Source organism: Candidatus Nanopelagicales bacterium, assembly GCA_041393815.1.
In the GTDB taxonomy this organism is placed as follows: domain Bacteria; phylum Actinomycetota; class Actinomycetes; order S36-B12; family JAWKJK01; genus JAWKJK01.
Map to the genome: position 1 here is coordinate 317,292 of JAWKJK010000004.1, position 23,418 is coordinate 340,709.

The window sequence follows — 23,418 nt, forward strand, 5'->3', positions numbered from 1 at the left end:
CCTCACTTCGCGTCCTCCTGCTCCGCCTCGGTCGAGGTCGCCACGGCCTTGGCGCCCTTGCCGGTCGCGGGACCGGCGAGGAACGCGTCGAGCGCGGCCTTGGTGAACACGACGTCGTCACTGCACAGGACGTCGTAGGTGTTGAGCTGGTCGGCGACCAGCAGGTGCACCGACGGCACGTTGCGCAGGCTCTTCCACGCCACGTCGTCGTCGCGGTCGACCACGACGAGCACGTTGCGGGAGGTCGCCACCGAGGCGATCGCCTTGGCCGCGTCCTTGGTCGACGGCGAGCCGCCGGAGACCACCTCGCTGAGCACGTGCACGCGCCCGTCGCGCGCCCGGTCCGACAGCGCGCCGCGGAGGGCGGCGGCCTTCATCTTCTTGGGCGTCTTCTGGGCGTAGTCGCGCGGCGTCGGTCCGTGGACCACGCCGCCGCCGGCGAACTGGGGCGCGCGGGTCGAGCCCTGGCGGGCGCGGCCGGTGCCCTTCTGCCGGTACGGCTTGCGGCCACCGCCGCGGACCTCGCCGCGGGACTTGGTGTCCGCGGTGCCCTGGCGCGCGGCCGCGAGCTGGGCGACGACGACCTGGTGGATCAGCGGCACGTTGACCTGCACGTCGAACACCTCGGCGGGCAGCTCGACGGTGCCGGACGTGGTGCCGGCCGGCGTCTTGACGTCGACGCTGGTCATGGTCAGGCCCCCTTCGCGGCGGTCCGGACCAGGACGAGCCCGCCCTTGGGGCCGGGAACGGCGCCCTTGAGCAGGATCAGACCCTGGTCGGCGTCCACGGCGTGGACGGTGAGGTTCTGGGTGGTCTGGCGCACGCCGCCCATCCGGCCGGCCATCCGCACGCCCTTGAAGACGCGGCCCGGAGTGGCGCAGCCGCCGATGGAGCCCGGCGAGCGGTGCTTGCGCTCGACACCGTGCGAGGCGCGCAGGCCGTGGAAGCCGTGCCGCTTCATCACGCCCGCGAAGCCCTTGCCCTTGGTGGTGCCGACGACGTCGACGACCTGGCCGGCCTCGAACGTCTCGGCGGTGACCTCCTGGCCCAGCGTGTACTCGCTGGCGTCGGAGGTCCGCAGCTCCACCAGGTGCCGCCGCGGGGTCACGCCGGCGCGCTCGAAGTGGCCGGCCTGGGGCTTGGTCACCTTGCGCGGGTCGATCGCGCCGTAGGCGATCTGCACGGCCGAGTAGCCGTCGGTGTCCGGGGTGCGGACCTGCGTGACGACGCACGGCCCGGCCTTGATGACGGTGACCGGGACGATCTTGTTGTCGGCGTCCCAGACCTGCGTCATGCCGAGCTTCTCGCCGAGCACGCCCTTGACGGCCACGCCCTTGTCCTTGCTGCTCATGATCGGCGTGTCCCTTAGAGCTTGATCTCGATGTCGACGCCCGCCGGCAGGTCGAGTCGCATGAGCGAGTCGACCGTCTTCGGCGTGGGGTCGAGGATGTCGATGAGTCGCTTGTGCGTGCGCATCTCGAAGTGCTCGCGACTGTCCTTGTACTTGTGCGGCGAGCGGATGACGCAGTACACGTTCTTCTCCGTCGGCAGCGGCACCGGGCCCGCGACCTGAGCGCCCGTGCGAGTCACCGTCTCGACGATCTTCTTCGCCGAGCTGTCGATGATCTCGTGGTCGTAGGCCTTGAGCCGGATGCGGATCTTCTGTCCCGCCATGGTGGCTTCGGTGTCCTTCTCGTTCTCGTGCCGCTGGTGAGGAGTGCGCCCCGGGTGGCGGCCCGTTGCCGAGCCGCCACCCGAGATGCGGGGTGCTACTTGATGATCTTCGTGACCCGACCGGCGCCGACGGTGCGGCCGCCCTCGCGGATGGCGAAGCGCAGGCCCTCCTCCATCGCGATCGGCTGGATCATGTCGACCTTCATGTCGGTGTTGTCGCCCGGCATGACCATGTCCTTGCCCTCGGGGAGGGTCACGACGCCGGTCACGTCCGTGGTACGGAAGTAGAACTGCGGGCGGTAGTTGTTGAAGAACGGCGTGTGCCGGCCGCCCTCGTCCTTGGACAGGATGTAGACCTGCGCCTCGAACTCGGTGTGCGGGGTGATCGAGCCCGGCTTGCAGACGACCTGGCCGCGCTCGACGTCGTCGCGCTTGGTGCCGCGCAGGAGCAGGCCGACGTTCTCACCGGCCTGGCCCTCGTCGAGCAGCTTGCGGAACATCTCGACGCCGGTGACGGTGGTCCTGCTCGACTCCGGGCGGATGCCGACGATCTCGACCTCCTCGTTCACCTTGACCACACCGCGCTCGATGCGGCCGGTGACCACGGTGCCGCGGCCGGTGATGGTGAACACGTCCTCGATCGGCATGAGGAACGGCTTGTCGATCTCACGCTCGGGGGTCGGGATGTAGGAGTCGACCGCGTTCATGAGCTCCATGATCGAGTCCGCCCAGGCGTCGTCGCCCTCGAGCGCCTTCAGCGCCGAGACGCGCACGACCGGGATGTCGTCGCCGGGGAACTCGTAGGTCGACAGCAGCTCGCGGACCTCCAGCTCGACGAGCTCGAGGATCTCCTCGTCGTCGACCATGTCGGCCTTGTTGAGCGCCACCACGATCGACGGCACGCCCACCTGGCGGGCCAGGAGCACGTGCTCCTTGGTCTGCGGCATCGGGCCGTCGGTCGCCGCGACCACCAGGATCGCGCCGTCCATCTGCGCGGCACCGGTGATCATGTTCTTGATGTAGTCGGCGTGACCGGGGCAGTCGACGTGCGCGTAGTGACGGGCCTCGGTCTGGTACTCGACGTGCGCGATCGAGATCGTGATGCCGCGCTGACGCTCCTCGGGAGCCTTGTCGATCATGTCGAACGGCGTGAACGGGTTCACGTCCGGGTACTTGTCGTGCAGCACCTTGGTGATCGCCGCGGTCAGCGTCGTCTTGCCGTGGTCGATGTGACCGATGGTGCCGATGTTGACGTGCGGCTTGGTCCGCTCGAACTTCGCCTTCGCCACGGGAGGGTCCTCCTGGGTTCTCGTCTGCTTCGCCGTCCGACGTCGCGGATCGGTGGGTCTGGTGGTTGGGGTGGTGCTGTGATCCGCGACTACTCGCCGCGAGCCTTCGCGATAATCTCGGTGGCCACGTTCTGCGGCACCTGGGCGTACGAGTCGAACTGCATGGAGTAGCTGGCCCGGCCCTGCGTCTTGCTGCGCAGGTCGCCGACGTAGCCGAACATCTCCGACAGCGGCACCAGGGCCTTCACGACCCGGGCACCGGCCCGCTCCTCCATCGCCTGGATGTGCCCGCGGCGGGAGTTCAGGTCGCCGATGACGTCGCCCATGAAGTCCTCGGGCGTGGTGACCTCCACGGCCATCATCGGCTCGAGCAGGACCGGGGCGGCCCGGCGTGCCGCCTCCTTGAACGCCATGGAGCCGGCGATCTTGAAGGCGAGCTCGGAGGAGTCGACGTCGTGGTAGGCGCCGTCGAGCAGGGTGACCTTGACGTCGACCATCGGGTAGCCGGCGAGCACGCCGTACTCCATGGCCTCCTGGCAGCCCGCGTCGACCGACGGGATGTACTCCCGCGGGATGCGGCCGCCGGTCACCTTGTTGGCGAACTCGTAGCCGCCGTCGCCGCCACCGGTCGGCTCGACCGAGATGATGACGCGGCCGAACTGGCCGGAGCCACCGGTCTGCTTCTTGTGGGTGTACTCGACCTTGTCGACGGCCTTGGTGATCGTCTCGCGGTAGGCGACCTGCGGCTTGCCGACGTTGGCCTCGACCTTGAACTCGCGGCGCATGCGGTCGACCAGCACCTCCAGGTGCAGCTCGCCCATGCCCGCGATGATCGTCTGGCCGGTCTCCTCGTCGGTGCGGACCTGGAAGGTGGGGTCCTCCTCGGCCAGCCGCTGGATGGCGGTGGCCAGCTTGTCCTGGTCGCTCTTGGTCTTCGGCTCGATGGCCACGTGGATGACCGGGGCCGGGAAAGTCATCGACTCCAGCACGACCGGGTTGGCCGGGTCGCACAGCGTCTCGCCGGTGGTGGTGTCCTTCAGGCCCATCACCGCGACGATCTGGCCGGCGCCCACCGACGAGATCTCCTCACGCTTGTTCGCGTGCATCCGGTAGATCTTGCCGATCCGCTCCTTGCGGTCCTTGGTCGCGTTGAGCACCTGCGTGCCCGCGGTGAGGATGCCGGAGTAGACGCGGATGTAGGTGAGCTTGCCCAGGTGCGGGTCGCTCATGATCTTGAACGCGAGGGCGGCGAAGGGGGCCTCGTCGCTGGGCTCGCGGGTGATCACGACCTCCTCGTCACCCTGCTTGTGGCCCTCGACCGCGGACACGTCCATCGGCGAGGGGAGGTACTCCACGACGGCGTCGAGCATGGGCTGCACGCCCTTGTTCTTGAACGCCGAGCCGGTGAGGACCGGGGTGAGCTTGCCGGCGATGGTCGCGCGCCGGATGGCCGCGTTGAGCTCCTCGACGGTGGGCTCGATGCCCTCGAGGTACTTCTCCATCATCTCGTCGTCGGCCTCGGCGATGGTCTCCAGCAGCCGGTCGCGCCAGTCTCGGGCGGCCTCGGCGTGCGACGCCGGGATCTCCTCGACGACGTAGTCCTCGCCCTTCTGGGTCTCGCCGGGCCACACCAGCGCGCGCATGCCGACCAGGTCCACGACGCCGCGGAAGTCGGCCTCGGCCCCGATCGGGATCTGCAGCACCAGCGGAACCGCGTTGAGGCGGGTGACGATCATGTCGACGCAGCGGTGGAACTCCGCGCCGACCCGGTCCAGCTTGTTGACGAAGCAGATGCGGGGCACGCCGTAGCGGTCGGCCTGGCGCCATACCGTCTCCGACTGCGGCTCCACGCCGGCCACCCCGTCGAACACCGCGACCGCACCGTCGAGCACGCGCAGCGACCGCTCGACCTCGACGGTGAAGTCGACGTGGCCGGGGGTGTCGATGATGTTGATCTGGTAGCCGTGCCAGTGGCAGGTCGTCGCGGCCGACGTGATCGTGATGCCGCGCTCCTGCTCCTGCTCCATCCAGTCCATCGTGGCGGCGCCGTCGTGGACCTCACCGATCTTGTAGTTGATCCCGGTGTAGAACAGGATCCGCTCGGTGGTCGTGGTCTTGCCCGCGTCGATATGGGCCATGATCCCGATGTTGCGGGTCTTGGCCAGGTCGATGGCGGTGTCGGTAGACACGGTGCTTCTACGTCCTTCTCGTGCGGGCGGGCGGTGGCTCGGGGGGCGCGCTTACCAGCGGTAGTGCGCGAAGGCCTTGTTGGACTCGGCCATCTTGTGGGTGTCCTCGCGCTTCTTGACGCTGGCGCCGAGGCCGTTGGAGGCGTCGAGGATCTCGTTCATCAGCCGCTCGGTCATGGTCTTCTCGCGGCGCTGCCGGGAGTAGCCCACCAGCCAGCGCAGGGCCAGCGTGGTGCTGCGGCCGGCGCGGACCTCGACCGGGACCTGGTAGGTCGCGCCGCCGACGCGGCGGCTGCGTACCTCGAGGGTCGGCTTGACGTTGTCCAGCGCGCGCTTGAGCGTCACGACCGGGTCGGTGCCGGTCTTGTCACGGCAGCCCTCCAGGGCGCCGTAGACGATCCGCTCGGCGGTGGAGCGCTTGCCGTCCAGCAGCACCTTGTTGATCAGCTGCGTGACCAGCGGCGAGTGGTAGACCGGGTCGATCACGATCGGCCGCTTGCCCGCGGGGCCCTTGCGCGGCATCAGCTCTTCTCCTTCTTCGCGCCGTAGCGGGACCGCGCCTGCTTGCGGTTCTTCACGCCCTGGGTGTCGAGCGCGCCACGGATGATCTTGTAGCGGACGCCCGGGAGGTCCTTCACGCGGCCGCCGCGCACCAGCACGATCGAGTGCTCCTGCAGGTTGTGGCCCACGCCGGGGATGTAGGCGGTGACCTCGATCTGCGAGGACAGCCGGACGCGGGCGACCTTGCGCAGGGCCGAGTTCGGCTTCTTGGGCGTGGTCGTGTAGACGCGCGTGCACACCCCGCGGCGCTGGGGGCTCCCCTTCAGCGCGGGGGTCTTGTTCTTGGACACCTTGTCCTGGCGGCCCTTGCGGACCAGCTGCTGGATCGTGGGCACCGCGTCTCCGTGATCGTCCGGGGTGTTCGGCTGGTGGTTCGTGCCTGTGGCTCGTGCGGGGTCGTGCTCCCGAGCGGGCTCGGGCGGGTCCGTGCGGTCAGGATGCCCCGCGCGGGAGCGGACCAAACCGTCCGGTTTGCCCGGTTGCGCCCTGGTTTCTCCGACCCCCGCGGTCGGGTGTGTCGCGGTCCAGGCGGACCTCGACGCCATCACCTCGGCGGGGAGGAGGCCGGCGCGCCCGGGGGCACGCACGGCGGCCCGGGGCGTCCCAGGCACGAGGACCGAGGGTACCCGCCGGGCGCCAGCCAGGTCAAAACGCGGGCCGTGGACCGGCCCGGGTGCCCGCACCCTAGCGGGCCCGGCAGGCCCGCGGGGCCCGGACGCGCCGGGTCAGCCGGTGGTGGAGGCGAGCAGGAGCGGGATCAGGACCGCGACCAGCATGACCACGCCGACGACGGCGTACAGACCGATGTTGATCCAGGACACGATCTTGGCCGCGGTCACCATCCCCGCCCCGCCCAGCCGGCCGCCGGAGGCGTCGATCTCCCGCTGCGCCCGCCCGGCGTACACCAGCGCGATGATCGCCGGCAGGATCGGGCAGACCACCCAGGACAGGATCGCCAGGACCAGCGCGACGACCGCGTCGTTGGAGGTCTGCGGGGCCGGCGGGTACGGGTAGCCGCCCGGGTACCCCGTACCGGTCGGCGGGTAGCCGGTCGGCGGGTAGCCGGTCGGCGGGTAGCCGGTCGGCGGGTAGTCGTACGCCGTGCCGGGGTACGGCGCCGGCGCCCCCGGGTAGGGGGTCGCTCCGGGACGGCCGTAGCCGGTCGGCGGCTGGCCCGCCGCCGGGGGCCAGCCACCAGGTCCGGCCGGCGGCGGCAGCGGGGCCGTCGGCTGGGTGCCCGGCGGCTCCGGCGGGGACTGGCCCCAGGGGGAGGTCGCGGACAGGTCCGGGGAGTCGACCCACCCGGAACCGGTCCCGCCCGGGCCGGTCCCGCCCGGGCCGGCGGCGCCCGGACCCGTTCCGCCCGGCTCACCCCAGGACTCCTCCGGCCGCGCCGGGTCCTCCGGTCGGGGGTCCTGGCCGCTCATCGCGCCTCCCGGTGTCTGCGCTGCCGATGTGTCCGCGCTGCCGGTGTGTCCGCCGCGTGGGTCCGCTGCCGGTGCCGACCGCCGGCCGCCATCCTGCCGCATGGACCCTCCGGGGAACGGCGACGGGACCGCCCCCTTCGAAGGGGACGGTCCCGTCGGTGGCGGGAACCCGCGTCAGCGCGAGTAGCCGCCGATGTCGTACTCCTCCAGCGGCACGGCGGTGCCGGTGGACGGGCCGAAGGCCGAGTAGTCCATGTCGTCGTACGCGCTGAACGACGCGTACATGGCGGCCTTGGCCTCCTCGGTGGGCTCGACCCGGATGTTGCGGTAGACCGGCAGGCCGGTGCCGGCCGGGATGAGCTTGCCCAGGATGACGTTCTCCTTCAGGCCGAGCAGGGGGTCGCTCTTGGCGTGGATCGCCGCGTCGGTGAGCACCCGGGTCGTCTCCTGGAAGGAGGCCGCCGACAGCCACGACTCGGTCGCCAGCGACGCCTTGGTGATGCCCATGAGCTCGGGCCGGCCCGAGGCGGGGCTGCCGCCCTCGGCCACCACGCGCCGGTTCTCGCCCTCGAAGATGGACCGCTCGACCAGCTCGCCGGTGAGGAACTCCGCGTCGCCGGAGTCGATGATCGTCACCCGCTTGAGCATCTGCCGGACGATGACCTCGATGTGCTTGTCGTGGATCGACACGCCCTGCGAGCGGTAGACCTCCTGCACCTGGTCGACCAGGTGCAGCTGCACCTGGCGCTGGCCGAGGATGCGCAGCACCTGCTTGGGGTCGACCGCGCCGATGACCAGCTGGTCGCCGACCTGGACGTGCTGGCCGTCCTCGACCAGCAGCCGCGACCGCTTGGAGACGGTGTGCGGCACCTCCTCCGCACCGTCGTCGGGGACGACGACCACCTTGCGGGCCTTGTCGGTCTCCTCGATCCGCACCCGGCCGGTGACCTCGCTGATCGGGGCCACGCCCTTGGGGGTGCGCGCCTCGAACAGCTCGACCACGCGGGGCAGGCCGTGGGTGATGTCCTCACCCGCGACGCCGCCGGTGTGGAACGTCCGCATGGTCAGCTGGGTCCCGGGCTCACCGATGGACTGCGCCGCGATGATGCCGATGGCCTCGCCGACGTCGACCAGCTTCCCGGTGGCCAGCGACCGGCCGTAGCACATGGCGCAGGTGCTGACCTTGCTCTCGCAGGTGAGCACCGACCGGACCCGCACCGACTCGGCGCCGGCGCGGACGAGCTCCTCGACCCGGGTGACCGACAGGTCCTCCCCCGCCGTCCCGACGACCTCGCCGTCGACGACGACGTCGCGGGCGAGCACCCGGGACGCCACCGAGGTGTCGAGCGAGTCCAGCGGCACGACCGTGCCGTCGGCCGCGCGCTCCCCGATCGGCATCTCCAGGCCGCGGTCGGTCCCGCAGTCGATCTCCCGGACGATCACGTCCTGGGAGACGTCCACCAGCCGCCGGGTGAGGTAGCCGGAGTCGGCGGTCCGCAGCGCGGTGTCCGCCAGGCCCTTGCGGGCGCCGTGGGTGGAGATGAAGTACTCCAGCACCGACAGGCCCTCGCGGAAGTTGGACTTGATCGGCCGCGGGATGATCTCGCCCTTGGGGTTGGCCACCAGACCGCGCATGCCGGCGATCTGCCGGACCTGCATGAAGTTACCGCGGGCGCCGGAGTCGACCATCATGAAGACCGGGTTGGTGCGCGGGAAGTGGTCCTGCATGGCCCGGGCCACCTCGTCGGTGGTCCGCGTCCAGATCTCGATCAGCTCCTGCCGGCGCTCGGAGTCGGTGATCAGACCCCGCTCGTACTGCTTCTGGACCTTGTCCGCCTTCTCCTCGGCGGCACCGAGCAGCTCGGACTTGTTCGGCGGGGTGACCACGTCGCTGATCGCGATGGTCACGCCGGAGCGGGTGGCCCAGTGGAAGCCGAGTGCCTTGAGGCTGTCCAGCGTCGAGGCCACGTCGACCTTCGGGTAGCGCTCGGCCAGGTCGTTGACCAGGGCGCCGAGCCGCTTCTTGTCGACGGGGCCGTTGACGTACGGGTAGTCCTCGGGCAGCGCCTCGTTGAACAGGGCGCGGCCCAGCGTGGTCTGCAGCAGGAACGGCTGCCCCGGCTGCCAGCCCTCGGGGGCCTCGAAGCCCAGCGGCGGCACCGTGCCGGTGATCCGCAGCGTGACCGGCGCCTGCAGCGACAGGTCGTTGCCGTCGAAGGCCATCAGCGCCTCGGCCAGCGACCCGAACGCCCGGCCCTCGCCGAGGGCGTCGGCCTGGTCGGCGGTCAGGTGGTAGATGCCCAGCACCATGTCCTGCGTCGGCGTCGTGATCGGGCGACCGTTGGCCGGCGACAGGATGTTGTTGCTGGACAGCATGAGGATGCGGGCCTCGGCCTGTGCCTCCGCCGACAGCGGCAGGTGCACGGCCATCTGGTCGCCGTCGAAGTCCGCGTTGAACGCGGTGCAGACCAGCGGGTGGATCTGGATGGCCTTGCCCTCGATCAGCTGCGGCTCGAACGCCTGGATGCCCAGCCGGTGCAGCGTCGGCGCCCGGTTGAGCAGCACCGGGTGCTCGGCGATGACCTCCTCGAGCACGTCCCACACGACCGGGCGCGAGCGCTCGACCATCCGCTTGGCGGACTTGATGTTCTGGGCGTGGTTGAGGTCCACCAGCCGCTTCATCACGAACGGCTTGAACAGCTCCAACGCCATCTGCTTGGGCAGGCCGCACTGGTGCAGCTGCAGCTGCGGGCCGACCACGATGACCGAGCGGCCGGAGTAGTCGACGCGCTTGCCGAGCAGGTTCTGGCGGAACCGGCCCTGCTTGCCCTTGAGCATGTCCGACAGCGACTTCAGCGGCCGGTTGCCCGGGCCGGTGACCGGACGACCGCGACGGCCGTTGTCGAACAGCGCGTCGACGGCCTCCTGCAGCATCCGCTTCTCGTTGTTGACGATGATCTCGGGCGCGCCGAGGTCGAGCAGGCGCTTGAGCCGGTTGTTGCGGTTGATGACCCGGCGGTACAGGTCGTTGAGGTCGGAGGTCGCGAACCGGCCGCCGTCGAGCTGCACCATCGGGCGCAGGTCCGGCGGGATGACCGGGACGCAGTCCAGCACCATCCCCATCGGGGAGTTGCGGGTGTTGAGGAACGCCGACACGACCTTCAGCCGCTTCAGGGCGCGGGTCTTGCGCTGGCCCTTGCCGGTGCGCACGACCTCGCGCAGCTTCTCCGCCTCGGCCTCGAGGTCGAACGTCTCCAGCCGCTTCTGGATCGCCGCCGCGCCCATGCCGCCGCTGAACCAGCGGCCGTAGCGGTCGCGCATCTCGCGGTAGAGCACCTCGTCGCCCTCGAGGTCCTGGACCTTCAGGCCCCGGAACCGGTCGAAGACGCGGTCGAGCCGGTCGATCTCGGCGTCGGCACGGCGGCGGATCGCGGCCATCTCGCGCTCGGCGGACTCCCGCACCTTGCGCCGGGCGTCGCTCTTGGCGCCCTCGGCCTCGAGCTCGGCCAGGTCGGCCTCGAGCTTCTGCTGACGCGCCTCGACGTCGGAGTCACGACGGTTGGCGATCTGCTGCTTCTCCACCGACAGCTCGGCCTCGAGCGTGGGCAGCGCCTCGTGGCGCCCCTCCTCGTCGACCCAGGTGATCATGTAGGCCGCGAAGTAGATGACCTTCTCGAGGTCCTTGGGCGCGAGGTCCAGCAGGTAGCCCAGCCGGCTCGGGACGCCCTTGAAGTACCAGATGTGCGTGACCGGGGCGGCCAGCTCGATGTGGCCCATCCGCTCCCGGCGCACCTTGGCGCGGGTGACCTCGACGCCGCAGCGCTCGCAGATGATGCCCTTGAAGCGGACCCGCTTGTACTTGCCGCAGTAGCACTCCCAGTCGCGGGTGGGACCGAAGATCTTCTCGCAGAAGAGCCCGTCCTTCTCCGGCTTGAGGGTGCGGTAGTTGATGGTCTCCGGCTTCTTGACCTCGCCGTGCGACCAGGCCCGGATGTCGTCCGCGGTGGCCAGGCCGATGCGCAGTTCGTCGAAGAAGTTGACGTCGAGCACGTGGTGTCCTTCGTTCGTTGTCGGTCGTCAGCGGTGTCGGAGCGGGGCCGGGACCCGGCGGTTCGCCGGGTCCCCGCCCACGTGCTCAGACCTCTTCGACGCTGCTCGGCTCCCGCCGGGACAGGTCGATCCCCAGCTCCTCCGCGGCGCGGAAGACGTCGTCGTCGGTGTCACGCATCTCGATGGACATGCCGTCGCTACTGAGCACCTCGACGTTCAGGCACAGGGACTGCATCTCCTTGACGAGCACCTTGAACGACTCAGGGATACCCGGCTCGGGGATGTTCTCGCCCTTGACGATGGCCTCGTAGACCTTGACGCGGCCCAGCACGTCGTCGGACTTGATCGTCAGCAGCTCCTGCAGCGCGTACGCGGCGCCGTACGCCTCCAGCGCCCACACCTCCATCTCGCCGAACCGCTGGCCGCCGAACTGGGCCTTACCGCCCAGCGGCTGCTGCGTGATCATCGAGTAGGGGCCGGTCGACCGGGCGTGGATCTTGTCGTCGACCAGGTGCAGCAGCTTGAGGATGTAGATGTAGCCGACCGACACCCGCCCGGGGAACGGCTCCCCCGTACGGCCGTCGAGCAGCTGCGCCTTGCCGTCGTTGCCGACGAGCTGGACGCCGTCGGTCGTGGGCAGGGTGGAGTCGAGCAGCAGGGACAGCTCGTCCTCGCGGGCGCCGTCGAACACCGGCGTCGCCACCCGGGTGCCGGGCGAGGCCTGCCGGGCGTCGACCGGCATCCGCGTGGCCCGCCCGTCGGCGGAGTCGACCTGCCAGCCGGATGCCGCGACCCACCCGAGGTGGGTCTCCAGCACCTGGCCGACGTTCATCCGGCCCGGCACGCCGAGCGGGTTGAGGACCACGTCGACCGGGGTGCCGTCCTCCAGGAACGGCATGTCCTCGACCGGCAGGATCTTGGCGATGACGCCCTTGTTGCCGTGGCGGCCGGCGAGCTTGTCGCCCTCGGTGATCTTCCGCTTCTGGGCGACGTAGACGCGGACCAGCCGGTTGACGCCCGGGGGCAGCTCGTCACCCTCGTCGCGGTCGAACACCCGGACGCCGATGACCTTGCCGGACTCGCCGTGCGGGACCTTCAGCGACGTGTCGCGCACCTCGCGCGCCTTCTCGCCGAAGATCGCGCGGAGCAGGCGCTCCTCGGGGGTGAGCTCGGTCTCGCCCTTGGGCGTGACCTTGCCGACCAGGACGTCCCCGGGGACCACGTCGGCGCCGATGCGGATGATGCCCCGCTCGTCGAGGTCGGCCAGGACCTCGTCGGCGACGTTGGGGATGTCGCGGGTGATCTCCTCCGGGCCCAGCTTGGTGTCGCGGGCGTCGACCTCGTGCTCCTCGATGTGGATCGAGGACAGGACGTCGTCCTGCACCAGGCGCTGGCTGAGGATGATCGCGTCCTCGTAGTTGTGGCCCTCCCAGGGCATGAACGCGACCAGCAGGTTCTTGCCCAGCGCCATCTCGCCGAGATCGGTGCACGGGCCGTCGGCGATGACCTGGCCGGCCTCGACCCGCTGGCCCTCGTCGACGATCGGGCGCTGGTTGTAGGAGGTGCCCTGGTTGGACCGGCGGAACTTCTGCACCCGGTAGGTGGTGCTGCCGCCCTCGTCGTCGAGCACCTGGACGTGGTCGGCGCTGACCTCGGTCACCACGCCGGCCTTCTCGGCCAGGATGACGTCGCCGGCGTCGACCGCCGCGCGGAACTCCATCCCGGTGCCGACCAGCGGGGCCTCCGAGCGCAGCAGCGGCACGGCCTGGCGCTGCATGTTCGAGCCCATCAGGGCCCGGTTGGCGTCGTCGTGCTCGAGGAACGGGATCATCGCCGTGGCGACCGACACCATCTGGCGGGGCGACACGTCCATGTAGTCGACCTCGGACGGCGGCACGTAGTCGACCTCGCCGCCCTTGCGCCGGACCAGCACCCGGTCCTCGGCGAAGTGGCCGTCCGCGGCCAGCGGGGCGTTGGCCTGCGCGATGACGTGCAGGTCCTCCTCGTCGGCGGTCAGGTAGTCGATCTGGTCGGTGACCCGGCCGTTGACGACCTTGCGGTACGGCGTCTCCACGAAGCCGAACGCGTTGACCCGGCCGTAGGTGGACAGCGAGCCGATCAGGCCGATGTTCGGGCCCTCGGGGGTCTCGATCGGGCACATCCGGCCGTAGTGGGACGGGTGCACGTCGCGGACCTCGAAGCCGGCCCGCTCCCGGGACAGGCCGCCCGGGCCGAGCGCGGACAGCCGCCGCTTGTGGGTCAGCCCGGCCAGCGGGTTGGTCTGGTCCATGAACTGCGACAGCTGGCTGGTGCCGAAGAACTCCTTGATGGAGGCGACCACCGGCCGGATGTTGATCAGCGTCTGCGGCGTGATGGCCTCGACGTCCTGGGTGGTCATGCGCTCGCGCACGACCCGCTCCATCCGGGACAGGCCGGTGCGGATCTGGTTCTGGATCAGCTCGCCGACCGTGCGCAGCCGCCGGTTGCCGAAGTGGTCGATGTCGTCGGTCTCGACGACGACCTCCCCGCGCGGGCCGACCATGCTGGTCTCGCCCGCGTGCAGGCGGACGAGGTACTCGATCGTGGCGAGGACGTCCTCGAGGGTGAGCACGCTCTGACTCAGGGGCTCGTCCAGGCCGAGCTTCTTGTCCAGCTTGTAGCGGCCGACCTTGGCCAGGTCGTAGCGCTTGGGGTTGAAGTAGTAGTTGTCGAGCAGCGTGCGGGCGTTCTCGACCGTCGGCGGCTCGCCCGGGCGCAGCTTGCGGTAGATGTCGAGCAGCGCCTCGTCCTGGGTGGCGATGTGGTCCTTCTCCATGGTCTGGACCATGGAGTCGTAGCCGCCGAACCGCTCGCGGATCTGCTCGTCGGTGATCCCCAGCGCCTTGAGCAGCACGGTCACCGGCTGCTTGCGCTTGCGGTCGACGCGGACGCCGACCATGTCCTTCTTGTCGACCTCGAACTCCAGCCAGGCACCCCGGCTGGGGATGATCTTGGCGACGTAGACGTCCTTGTCGGACGTCTTGTCCACGCTGCGCTCGAAGTAGACGCCCGGGGACCGCACCAGCTGGGACACCACGACCCGCTCGGTGCCGTTGATGATGAAGGTGCCCTTGTCGGTCATGAGCGGGAAGTCGCCCATGAAGACCGTCTGCGACTTGATCTCGCCGGTCTCGTTGTTCATGAACTCGGCCGTGACGAACAGCGGCGCGGAGTAGGTGAAGTCCTTCTCCCGGCACTGCTCGACGGTGTATTTCGGCTCGTAGAACTCCGGGGCGCTGAAGGACAGCGACATGGTCCCCGAGAAGTCCTCGATCGGGCTGATCTCCTCGAAGATCTCCTCCAGGCCCGACGTGGTCGGCACCGCGTTGCGGCCGGTGTCCGAGGCGGCGGCGACCCGGGCCTGCCAGCGCGCGTTGCCGAGCAGCCAGTCGAAGCTGTCGGTCTGCAGCGCGAGGAGGTCGGGGACCTCCAGCGGCTCGCGGATCTTGGCGAAGGAGACCCGGTGGAGACCGGGCGGCATGGGCGTGCTGGCGGTCGTGCGCGAGGCGGCCAAGAGGGGTCCTTCCGAGGGCTCGCAGACTCTCCGGTGCGCAGGCCGAACGACACCCTGGGAAGGGCGGCAGAGGGCAGCGCAAAGCGGCAGCATACCCTTCGGGCACGCCGCTGTCTAGGCCCACGGGGCGGCGATCCACGGGACCTCGACCAGCGCCCGGGCACTCACCCCGGCAGACAGCCGCCGGAGGGGCCTCGCGACGCGGTCCTCGTCCCGCGGGGCCGCCGCCGGCCGGTCGGCCGGACGGCACCCATGGGCGTGGTGCGCCCCACGATGGTGACCGCAGCGGCGCCCCGCGTCAAGGACCGCAGGTCACGACCCGGACACGGCGCGTCAGGACCCACCCTCGAGACGGCACACGATCCGCATAGCGGATCGTGTGCCCAACTCCGGCGGCGTGTCGGCTGCGGAGCGTGGCCGGCGGATCACCGGCCATGGCCCGAGCCCCTGCCCGGCAACGCCGCAGGGCAGCCGGGGCCACAGGCCCGGCAAACGCCGCAGGGGGCGGTCCGGCGAACCGGACCGCCCCCTGCGGGCGGGAGTGCGGGGGACCGACGGGCGGTCCCGCCGGCACCGTGCGCGGCCGTCGTCGACGGCCGCGGGTCACTTGATGGTGACCTTGGCGCCGGCGCCCTCGAGGGCCTCCTTGGCCTTGTCGGCCGTCTCCTTGTTGACCTTCTCCAGCACCGGCTTCGGCGCGGCCTCGACCAGGTCCTTGGCCTCCTTCAGGCCCAGGCTGGTCAGGGTGCGCACCTCCTTGATGACCGGGATCTTGTTGTCGCCGGCGGCCTCGAGGATGACGTCGAACTCGTCCTGCTCGGCAGCGGCGGCGGCACCGGCGTCCCCGCCGGCGGCGGCCGGCGCGGCGGCCGCGACGGCGACCGGGGCGGCCGCGGTGACCTCGAAGGTCTCCTCGAAGGCCTTCACGAACTCGGACAGCTCGATCAGCGTCATCTCCTTGAACGCGTCGAGCAGCTCCTCGGTGCTCATCTTCGCCATGGTGGCGTTCCTTTCGGGTCGTGGCTCCGGCGAGGGCCGGACGCAGCGGGTCGGGCGTCAGCCCTCGGTGGTCTCCGACTCCTCCGCGGCCGCGGCGGGCGCGTCGGTGCCGGAGTCGGCGGCCGCCTCGGCGGTCGCCTCGGCGTCGGCCGGAGCCTCCGCCGTGGTCGTGTCCTCCGCGGCATCGGCCGCGGCGGGGGCCTCCGCCGCGGCGTCGGCCGCGGCGGGGGCGGTGTCGACGGCCGCCGGCGCACCCGCGCCGCCGATCACCGACGGGTCCTGCTCGGCCTTCGCGCGCAGCGCCTCGATGGTGCGCGCCGCCTGCGACAGCGGGGCGACGAACAGGCTCGCGGCCTGGGCCATGGAGGCCTTCATCGCACCCGCCAGCTTGGCGAGGAGCACCTCGCGGGACTCGAGCTCGGCCAGCTTGCTGACCTCGGCCGGGGTGAGGACCTTGCCGTCCATCACCGCGCCCTTGATCACCAGCAGGGGGTTGGCCTTGGCGAAGTCACGCAGGCCCTTGGCGGCCTCCACCGGGTCGCCGGTGACGAACGCGATCGCGCTCGGGCCGGTGAGCAGGTCGTCGATGCCCTCGACCCCCGCCTCCTTGGCGGCGATCTTGGTCAGCGTGTTCTTCACCACGGCGTAGGACGCGTTCCCCGCCAGCGAGCGTCGCAGCTGCTTGAGCTGGCTCACGGTGAGACCGCGGTACTCGGTCAGGACGGCCGCGCTGGACCCACGGAACTCGTCCGTGAGCTCCGCGACGGCGGTCGCCTTGTCAGCCCGCGCCATGGGACTCCTTCCTCGCGCGCCGCCGGTCGTCCCGGGTCCGGACACGACGAACGCCCCGGCGCGCGGCGCTCGGGGCGTGGGGGCACGCGTGCTGCGTGCTGCTCCGGTCACCTGCGCGGGACGTCCGCACGGGGCGGACCTTCGGCCGCACCCGGGGTCCGGGCGCGACGACCAGCGGTCTTCGGCTGCCAGGAGGGTACGGGAGGCCCGCCCCCGCGGCCAAATCCTCGGGCCCGACCGGGCCCCGGAACGACCGCGACGCCGGACAGCTGCGACGCCGGACAGCTGCGCCCCCGGACAGCTGCGCCCCCGGACAGCTGCGCCCCCGGACAGCTGCGCCCCCGGACAGCTGCGCCCCAGACAACCGTGGGCCCCGAGCGCGAATCGCGCTCGGGGCCCACGGTGCACGACCGGGGTCGGTCAGGCCTCGACGGCCTCGTCGGCCAGCAGGTTGCGGGTGCGGTTGGGGTCCAGCGGGATGCCGGGGCCCATCGTCGACGTCATCGTCGCCTTCTTGATGTAGCGACCCTTGGCCGCGGACGGCTTGAGCCGCATGACCTCGTCCATCGCCGCGACGTAGTTCTCCACCAGCGACTCCACCGGGAAGGAGGCCTTGCCGATGACGAAGTGCAGGTTCGCGTGCTTGTCGACCCGGAACTCGATCTTGCCGCCCTTGATGTCCTCGACCGCCTTCGTGACGTCCATGGTCACGGTGCCGGTCTTGGGGTTGGGCATCAGGCCGCGGGGACCGAGCACCTTGCCCAGCCGACCCACCTTGCCCATGAGGTCGGGGGTGGCCACGGCCGCGTCGAAGTCGGTCCAGCCGCCGGCGACCTTCTCGATCATGTCGTCGGAGCCGACGAAGTCGGCCCCCGCGGCGCGCGCCTCCTCGGCCTTCTCGCCGGCGGCGAAGACCAGGACCCGGGCGGTCTTGCCGGTGCCGTGCGGGAGGTTGACCGTGCCGCGGACCATCTGGTCGGCCTTGCGGGGGTCGACGCCGAGCCGCATGGCGACCTCGACGGTGGGGTCGAACTTGGTGGTCGCCTGCTCCTTGACCAGGCGGGCCGCCTCCAGCGGTGAGTACAGGGCGTCGTGGTCGATGCCCTGGTCCGCGGTGCGGTAGGCCTTGCTGCGCTTCATCGTGCTGCTCCTTCGCAGGTGTGGTGTGCGGGCCGAAGCGGGCCCTCCCACGGGGGCCGGCCGCCGGGGATCCGGTCGGCCGGGGGACGCCCCGGTCGGGGCGTTGCGGTGGTGCGTCGGCGCGTAGCGTCGCCGCACCCCCGGGCGAGGCGTCACTCGGTGACGGTCACGCCCATCTGGCGCGCGGTGCCCTCGATGATCTTCATCGCGGCGTCCACGTCGTTGGCGTTGAGGTCGGGCATCTTGGTCTCGGCGATCTCGCGGACCTGGGCGCGGGTGATCGACCCGACCTTGGTCTTGTGCGGGACGCCGGAGCCCTTCTCCAGGCCGGCGGCCTTGAGGATGAGCTTGGCCGCGGGCGGGGTCTTCAGCGTGAAGGTGAACGAGCGGTCCTCGTACACCGTGATCTCGACCGGGATGACCTGGCCGCGCTGACCCTCGGTGGCCGCGTTGTAGGCCTTGCAGAACTCCATGATGTTGACGCCGTGCTGGCCGAGGGCCGGGCCGACCGGAGGGGCCGGGTTGGCCTGGCCAGCCTGGATCTGGAGCTTGATCAGGCCGGCGACCTTCTTCTTGGGGGGCATTGTCGGGTCCTTCGTCGGTGGTGGTGCATCCCGCGGGCGTCGGCCCGCGGGGGGTCTGTGGGTGGGGCGCTAGTTCTTCTGGATCTGGTTGAACGCGAGCTCGACCGGCGTCTCCCGGCCGAAGATCTCGACCAGGCCGGTCACCTTCTGCGCCTCGATGTTGATCTCGGAGATCGTCGCGTGCAGCGTGGCGAACGGACCGTCCACGACGGTGACGGAGTCGCCGACGTTGAAGTCCACCTCCACGACCTCGGCGGGCGCCCCGGTCGGACCGGCCGCGGCCACCCCGACCTTCTTCTCCGGCTCCGGCGCGAGGATCGCGGTGACCTCGTCCAGCGACAGCGGCGACGGCTGGTGGCCGTGGCCGACGAAGCCGGTCACCCCGGGGGTGTGGCGCACGGCGCCCCACGACTCGTCGGTGAGGTCCATCCGGACGAGGACGTAGCCGGGGAACTTGTTGCGCCGGACCTGCTTGCGCTGACCGGCCTTGATCTCCGTCACCTCCTCCATCGGGACCTCCACCTGGAAGATGTAGTCCTCCATGTTGAGCGAGGTGATCCGCGACTCGAGGTTGGTCTTCACCTTGTTCTCGTAGCCGGCGTAGGAGTGCACGACGTACCAGTCGCCCGGCGCCAGCCGCATCGCGTCCCGGAAGGCGACGACCGGGTCGACGTCCTCCTCGGCCTCGGCCACGATCTCCTCGGCCACGATCTCCTCGGCCACGGCCTCGGCCACGATCTCTTCGGCGACGGCCTCGGCCACGACCTCCTCGACGACCTCCTCGGCCGCCTGTGCCGCCAGCGACTCCGCCGCGGCCTCGGCGTGGGCGGCGACCACCTCGTGGTCGATCGCGGACTCCAGGTCCCCGTCCGCCAGCGCGGCCTCCGCCTCGGCGTGCGCCTCCTCGGCGACGGCCAGGTCGGTCAGCGCCGCCTCCGCCGCGTCCACCGCGTCGTCCACGCCCAGCGCCTCGGCGACCTCCGCCACCTCGGCCACGGCCACGGCCTCGGCCAGGTCGTCCACCGCGGCGGCCTCGACGTCGAGCGCCGCGTCGGCGGCCGGCAGGTCGTCGGTCGCGGGCACGTCGTCGGGCGAAGGCGTCACGTCGGACACGGGTGTCTGGTCTCCTCGCGGGGTCGGTCGGGTCGGGGTGCGGGGTCGGGCGGGTCAGCCGCCGAAGATGGCGAGCACGCCCCGGGTGAACCCGTAGTCGAGCAGCGCCACGATCCCGGCCATCGCCAGCACGAACACGATCACGACCCAGGTGTAGGTGATGAGCTCCTTGCGCGTGGGCCAGATGACCTTGCGCAGCTCGGCCACGACCTGGCGCAGGAACAGCGCGATCCGCTGGAAGAACGACAGGTCCTTCGAGCCGCTGCCGGACGAGCCCGAGGAACCACCGCGGTCGGGCCTGGTGGTGCCGGTGTCGCTCACGTGTCCTCCGGTCCGTCGCGCCGCGGCGCGTCGGGTCTGCTGCGGTCGTCGGTCGTGCTGGGTCGTGCGTGCTGGGTCGTGCGTGCGGGTGGTGCTGCCGTCGCGGGGACGGGGTGCCCCCGGGGTCGGGAGCGGTCGTGCGCAGTGCAGGGCCGGAGGGACTCGAACCCCCAACCACCGGTTTTGGAGACCGGGACTCTGACCAATTGAGCTACGGCCCTCCGGTGGGTCGCGCGTCCGGCGGCGGGCAGGCTGCCGCCGGGGTGACGATCCACCGAGAGGCCGAGTGTACGGGGCCACCTCGGCGAGGGTCCAATCCCGTCCGGGCCGGTGGATCCGGGGCCGTGGATCCGAGGCCGCGGATCTGCCGTGACCGGGGCGGGTCGCCCCTGCCAGGATGCCCCCATGACCGACGCCGCACCCGCCCCCCGCATCTCCCGCCGGATCGGCGCGATCGCCGAATCCGCGACGCTGGCGGTCGACGCCAAGGCCAAGGCGCTGAAGGCGGCCGGGCGACCGGTCATCGGGTTCGGCGCCGGCGAGCCGGACTTCCCCACCCCGGACTACGTCGTCGAGGCCGCCGCCGCGGCCTGCCACGACCCGAAGTGGCACCGCTACACCCCCGCCGGCGGCCTGCCGGAGCTGAAGGAGGCGGTGGCGGCCAAGACCGTCCGGGACAGCGGCTACTCGGTGTCGGCCGGGCAGGTCCTCATCACCAACGGGGGCAAGCAGGCCCTCTACAACGCCTTCGCGGCGCTGCTGGACCCCGGGGACGAGGTGCTGCTGCCGGCGCCGTACTGGACCACCTACCCGGAGTCGATCGCGCTGGCCGGCGGCGTCCCCGTGGTGGTCCCCACCGACGAGTCCTCCGGCTACCGGGCGACGGTGGAGCAGCTCGAGGCGGCCCGGACCCCCCGGACCACCATGCTGGTGTTCGTCTCCCCGTCCAACCCCACCGGCGCGGTCTACCCGCCCGAGCAGGTCGAGGCGATCGGCCGCTGGGCCGCCGACGCCGGCATCTGGGTGGTCACCGACGAGATCTACGAGCACCTGGTCTACGGCAGCGCCCGGTTCTCCTCCATGCCGGTGCTGGTGCCCGAGCTGGCCGACCGCTGCGTGGTCGTCAACGGCGTGGCGAAGACGTACGCCATGACCGGCTGGCGGGTGGGCTGGATGATCGGCCCGCAGGACGTGGTCAAGGCCGCGACCAACCTGCAGTCGCACGCCACGTCCAACGTGGCCAACGTGTCCCAGGTGGCCGCGCTGGCCGCGGTCCGCGGGGACCTGGCCGCGGTCGAGGAGATGCGGGTCGCGTTCGACCGGCGCCGGCTCACCATCGTGTCGCTGCTCAACGAGATCCCGGGGGTCACCTGCCCGATGCCGGAGGGGGCGTTCTACGCCTACCCCTCGGTGCGCGGGGTGCTGGGCCGGGAGATCCGGGGCCGGCGACCGGCGTCGTCCGCCGACCTCGCGGCGCTGATCCTGGACGAGGCCGAGGTCGCGGTCGTGCCCGGGGAGGCGTTCGGGACCCCCGGCTACCTACGGCTGTCGTACGCGCTCGGCGACGACGACCTGGCCGAGGGCGTGGGCCGGATCGGGGCCCTGCTGGCCGAGGCGCAGGACTAGGGCGGACCGGGCCGGCGTCCCGCGACGAGGCGCCGGTCAGACGTACATGGCGTGCGCGCCGTCGTAGCGCGCCATGAACGTCGCCACGCTGACCGCGTCGTCGACCATCGGGTCGAGGTCGTCGAGGCTGGCGTCGAGCAGCGCGAGGCTGGACTTGCAGGCGTGCACGTGCACCACGCCGATCTCGCGCGCCTCGCGCAGCACCTCCGCCCACCGCGGCACGTCCGGGTCGGCGAGCCGGCGGGTCACCAGGTCCCCGGGGCCCCCGCCGACACCGGCGACCGCCGGCACCGGGGCGTCGACCGCGCTGCTCAGGAAGGCCGCCAGGCCGGAGTGCACGAGCAGCACGTCGGTCTCGACGCCCGCCGCCGCGGCGCCCGCCACCAGCTGGGCGGCGGCGTGCAGCCGGTCCGGCTCGTCCGAGCCGAGCACCAGCGACAGCCGCTCCGTCATGTCCCACCCCCGGGCCTCGTGCGCATCCCGATCAGGGTCCCCGCGCGGGCTGGGCCGCGGTCAGGGTCGGCCGTCCCGGTGGGCCGGGACCTGCGGCCCCTTCCCCAGGTCCCGGGGTCCCGGGACCTGCGGCGCACGACGAAAGACCCTGGCGCTCGATCACAGCGGGCCGAGGTCGCACCCCACCAGCACCGGTTCGGGCTCCAGCACCACGCCGAAGCGACGGGCCACCTCGGCCCGGACGTCGGCGGCCAGGGCGAGCAGGTCCGCGGTGCTCGCGCCCCCGCGGTTGGTCAGCGCGAGGGCGTGCTTGTCCGACACCCCGGCCGCCGGCCGCCCGGCCAGGCCGTAGCCCCGGCCGCGGCCGGCCCGGTCGATCAGCCAGGCCGCGCTGGTCTTGACCCGGCCGTCCGCGACCGGGAAGCGGGGCGCGTCGCCGGGCAGCGCGGCCGCGGCGTCGGCGTCGAGCACGGGGTTGGTGAAGAAGGAGCCGGCGCTCCAGGTGTCGTGGTCGTCGGGGTCGAGCACCATGCCCTTCCCCCGGCGCAGCGCCAGCACCGCGTCGCGCACCTCGCCCAGCGGGGCCCGATCGCCCAGGCCCACCCCGAGCCGGGCCGCGAGCTCGGCGTAGCGCACCGGGGCCGACATCGACCCCGGCCGCAGCTGCAGGGCGACCTCCAGGACCACGAACCGCCCCGGCTCGGCCTTGAAGCGTGACCACCGGTAGCCGAAGCCGCACTCGGCCAGCGGGAGCATGCGCACCCGGCGCTCGACCCGGTCCAGCACGCGCACCCGGGCCAGGGTGTCCGCGACCTCCTGGCCGTAGGCGCCGACGTTCTGGATCGGAGCGGCACCGGTGCGACCCGGGATCCCCGCCAGGGCCTCGATCCCGGACCACTCCTCCGCGACCGCCCGCGCCACCAGGTCGTCCCACGGCTCCCCCGCGGCCACGGTCACCCAGGCGCCGGCGCAGCCGTCGACCTCCGCGTGCACACCCCGGGTGCGCACCGCCACGACGGTGCCGTCGACGCCGTCGTCGGACACCACGACGTTGGACCCGTCGCCCAGGACCAGCACCGGCTCACCGGCGGCGTCGGCGGCGGAGACCACCTCGACCAGGTCGGCCTCGGTGTCGACCTCGACCAGCCGGCGGGCCGGGCCGCCGAGCCGCAGCGTGGTCAGCCCGGCCAGGGGCACGGCGTACGAGGTGCGGGCCACTCAGGCCAGCCGCACCACGGCCGCGGCCTTGGCCAGCACGGTCTGACCGGCGCTGGTGGCGGTCAGGGCGACGCGGACCAGGTTGTCCGGCAGCTTCTCGGCCACCGTCGCGGACACCTCGATCACGGCCCCGGCGTCGTCGTCCGGGACGACCACGGGCCGGGTGAAGCGCACGCCGTACTCGACCACCGCGCCGGGGTCCCCGACCCAGTCGGTGACCACGCGACCGGCCTGCGCCATGGTGAACATGCCGTGCGCGATCACGTCCGGCAGGCCGACGGACTTGGCGATCCGCTCGTTCCAGTGGATGACGTTGAAGTCGCCGCTGGCCCCGGCGTACATGACCAGGTTGATGCGCTGCACGGGGAAGGACCGCGACGGCAGCTCGGTGCCGACCTCGACGGAGTCGTACGTGACGCTGGCGGCCAC

At 71.5% G+C, this 23,418-nt stretch carries 19 protein-coding genes, 1 tRNA gene and 1 pseudogene; 1 reads left to right on the forward strand and 20 read right to left on the reverse strand.

Features of this window, described 5'->3' with window-relative positions:
* Positions 1-2: 2 nt before the first annotated feature.
* The 17 genes and pseudogenes from rplD to R2737_13940 form a co-directional block, all read right to left on the reverse strand.
* The gene (rplD, locus tag R2737_13860; GenBank protein MEZ5117347.1) at positions 3-689 is read right to left on the reverse strand and encodes a 50S ribosomal protein L4; all 687 of its coding nucleotides are present in this window, start codon (positions 687-689) and stop codon (positions 3-5) included.
* Positions 690-691: 2 nt separating this feature from the next.
* Complete coding sequence (gene rplC, locus R2737_13865; protein MEZ5117348.1) at positions 692-1,351, reverse strand: 50S ribosomal protein L3; 660 nt, start codon at positions 1,349-1,351, stop codon at positions 692-694.
* A 14-nt stretch (positions 1,352-1,365) separates the two neighbouring features.
* Positions 1,366-1,674 carry a 30S ribosomal protein S10 gene (gene rpsJ / locus R2737_13870; protein MEZ5117349.1) on the reverse strand — a complete coding sequence of 103 codons (309 nt, stop codon included), beginning with the start codon at positions 1,672-1,674 and terminating at the stop codon, positions 1,366-1,368.
* A 95-nt stretch (positions 1,675-1,769) separates the two neighbouring features.
* Positions 1,770-2,963: an elongation factor Tu gene (gene tuf, locus R2737_13875; protein ID MEZ5117350.1), complete on the reverse strand. Its 1,194-nt coding sequence runs from the start codon at positions 2,961-2,963 to the stop codon at positions 1,770-1,772.
* 89 nt (positions 2,964-3,052) lie between these two features.
* Positions 3,053-5,152: an elongation factor G gene (gene fusA / locus R2737_13880; GenBank protein ID MEZ5117351.1), complete on the reverse strand. Its 2,100-nt coding sequence runs from the start codon at positions 5,150-5,152 to the stop codon at positions 3,053-3,055.
* 51 nt (positions 5,153-5,203) lie between these two features.
* A complete protein-coding gene (gene rpsG, locus R2737_13885) occupies positions 5,204-5,674 on the reverse strand; it encodes a 30S ribosomal protein S7 (protein ID MEZ5117352.1) in 471 nt (156 codons plus the stop codon).
* On the reverse strand, positions 5,674-6,048 hold the full coding sequence (rpsL, locus tag R2737_13890; GenBank protein MEZ5117353.1) for a 30S ribosomal protein S12: 375 nt from the start codon (positions 6,046-6,048) through the stop codon (positions 5,674-5,676). The genes rpsG and rpsL overlap by 1 nt, the downstream gene beginning before the upstream one ends.
* Positions 6,049-6,438: 390 nt before the next feature.
* Positions 6,439-7,140: a DUF4190 domain-containing protein gene (locus tag R2737_13895; GenBank protein MEZ5117354.1), complete on the reverse strand. Its 702-nt coding sequence runs from the start codon at positions 7,138-7,140 to the stop codon at positions 6,439-6,441.
* A gap of 174 nt (positions 7,141-7,314) precedes the next feature.
* Complete coding sequence (locus tag R2737_13900; protein MEZ5117355.1) at positions 7,315-11,190, reverse strand: DNA-directed RNA polymerase subunit beta'; 3,876 nt, start codon at positions 11,188-11,190, stop codon at positions 7,315-7,317.
* An 85-nt stretch (positions 11,191-11,275) separates the two neighbouring features.
* Positions 11,276-14,710, reverse strand: coding sequence for a DNA-directed RNA polymerase subunit beta (gene rpoB, locus R2737_13905; GenBank protein ID MEZ5117356.1), 3,435 nt, complete (start codon positions 14,708-14,710; stop codon positions 11,276-11,278).
* A gap of 636 nt (positions 14,711-15,346) precedes the next feature.
* Complete coding sequence (rplL, locus tag R2737_13910; protein ID MEZ5117357.1) at positions 15,347-15,742, reverse strand: 50S ribosomal protein L7/L12; 396 nt, start codon at positions 15,740-15,742, stop codon at positions 15,347-15,349.
* Positions 15,743-16,021: 279 nt separating this feature from the next.
* Positions 16,022-16,534, reverse strand: a pseudogene (gene rplJ, locus R2737_13915) (50S ribosomal protein L10).
* A gap of 420 nt (positions 16,535-16,954) precedes the next feature.
* Entirely contained in the window at positions 16,955-17,674 is a 720-nt protein-coding gene (gene rplA / locus R2737_13920) for a 50S ribosomal protein L1 (GenBank protein MEZ5117358.1), read from the reverse strand.
* Positions 17,675-17,826: 152 nt separating this feature from the next.
* On the reverse strand, positions 17,827-18,258 hold the full coding sequence (gene rplK, locus R2737_13925) for a 50S ribosomal protein L11 (GenBank protein ID MEZ5117359.1): 432 nt from the start codon (positions 18,256-18,258) through the stop codon (positions 17,827-17,829).
* A 69-nt stretch (positions 18,259-18,327) separates the two neighbouring features.
* Positions 18,328-19,371 (reverse strand): transcription termination/antitermination protein NusG, encoded by a 1,044-nt coding sequence (gene nusG, locus R2737_13930; protein ID MEZ5117360.1) that lies wholly within the window; start codon positions 19,369-19,371, stop codon positions 18,328-18,330.
* A 54-nt stretch (positions 19,372-19,425) separates the two neighbouring features.
* A complete protein-coding gene (gene secE / locus R2737_13935) occupies positions 19,426-19,692 on the reverse strand; it encodes a preprotein translocase subunit SecE (protein MEZ5117361.1) in 267 nt (88 codons plus the stop codon).
* A 147-nt stretch (positions 19,693-19,839) separates the two neighbouring features.
* Positions 19,840-19,913, reverse strand: a tRNA-Trp gene (locus R2737_13940).
* A 184-nt stretch (positions 19,914-20,097) separates the two neighbouring features.
* Here R2737_13940 and R2737_13945 point away from each other — a divergent pair.
* Positions 20,098-21,318, forward strand: coding sequence for a pyridoxal phosphate-dependent aminotransferase (locus R2737_13945; GenBank protein ID MEZ5117362.1), 1,221 nt, complete (start codon positions 20,098-20,100; stop codon positions 21,316-21,318).
* A 36-nt stretch (positions 21,319-21,354) separates the two neighbouring features.
* On the opposite strand, the gene R2737_13950 is transcribed toward R2737_13945, so the two are convergent.
* The 3 genes from R2737_13950 to R2737_13960 all read right to left on the reverse strand — a co-directional run bounded on the left by R2737_13950 (position 21,355) and on the right by R2737_13960 (position 23,418).
* On the reverse strand, positions 21,355-21,771 hold the full coding sequence (locus tag R2737_13950; protein ID MEZ5117363.1) for a hypothetical protein: 417 nt from the start codon (positions 21,769-21,771) through the stop codon (positions 21,355-21,357).
* A gap of 159 nt (positions 21,772-21,930) precedes the next feature.
* On the reverse strand, positions 21,931-22,989 hold the full coding sequence (locus R2737_13955) for a UDP-N-acetylmuramate dehydrogenase (protein ID MEZ5117364.1): 1,059 nt from the start codon (positions 22,987-22,989) through the stop codon (positions 21,931-21,933).
* Positions 22,990-23,418 (reverse strand): MaoC family dehydratase, encoded by a 429-nt coding sequence (locus R2737_13960; protein MEZ5117365.1) that lies wholly within the window; start codon positions 23,416-23,418, stop codon positions 22,990-22,992.

Excerpts from the sequence above, each read along its gene's own strand:
- rplL (MEZ5117357.1), bottom strand. The coding sequence starts at position 15,742 with ATGGCGAAGATGAGCACCGAGGAGCTGCTCGACGCGTTCAAGGAGATG.
- R2737_13895 (MEZ5117354.1), bottom strand. The coding sequence starts at position 7,140 with ATGAGCGGCCAGGACCCCCGACCGGAGGACCCGGCGCGGCCGGAGGAG.
- rplC (MEZ5117348.1), bottom strand. The coding sequence starts at position 1,351 with ATGAGCAGCAAGGACAAGGGCGTGGCCGTCAAGGGCGTGCTCGGCGAG.
- rpoB (MEZ5117356.1), bottom strand. The coding sequence starts at position 14,710 with ATGCCGCCCGGTCTCCACCGGGTCTCCTTCGCCAAGATCCGCGAGCCG.
- rpsJ (MEZ5117349.1), bottom strand. The coding sequence starts at position 1,674 with ATGGCGGGACAGAAGATCCGCATCCGGCTCAAGGCCTACGACCACGAG.
- rplA (MEZ5117358.1), bottom strand. The coding sequence starts at position 17,674 with ATGAAGCGCAGCAAGGCCTACCGCACCGCGGACCAGGGCATCGACCAC.
- R2737_13950 (MEZ5117363.1), bottom strand. The coding sequence starts at position 21,771 with ATGACGGAGCGGCTGTCGCTGGTGCTCGGCTCGGACGAGCCGGACCGG.
- rplD (MEZ5117347.1), bottom strand. The coding sequence starts at position 689 with ATGACCAGCGTCGACGTCAAGACGCCGGCCGGCACCACGTCCGGCACC.
- rpsG (MEZ5117352.1), bottom strand. The coding sequence starts at position 5,674 with ATGCCGCGCAAGGGCCCCGCGGGCAAGCGGCCGATCGTGATCGACCCG.
- R2737_13945 (MEZ5117362.1), top strand. The coding sequence starts at position 20,098 with ATGACCGACGCCGCACCCGCCCCCCGCATCTCCCGCCGGATCGGCGCG.
- rplK (MEZ5117359.1), bottom strand. The coding sequence starts at position 18,258 with ATGCCCCCCAAGAAGAAGGTCGCCGGCCTGATCAAGCTCCAGATCCAG.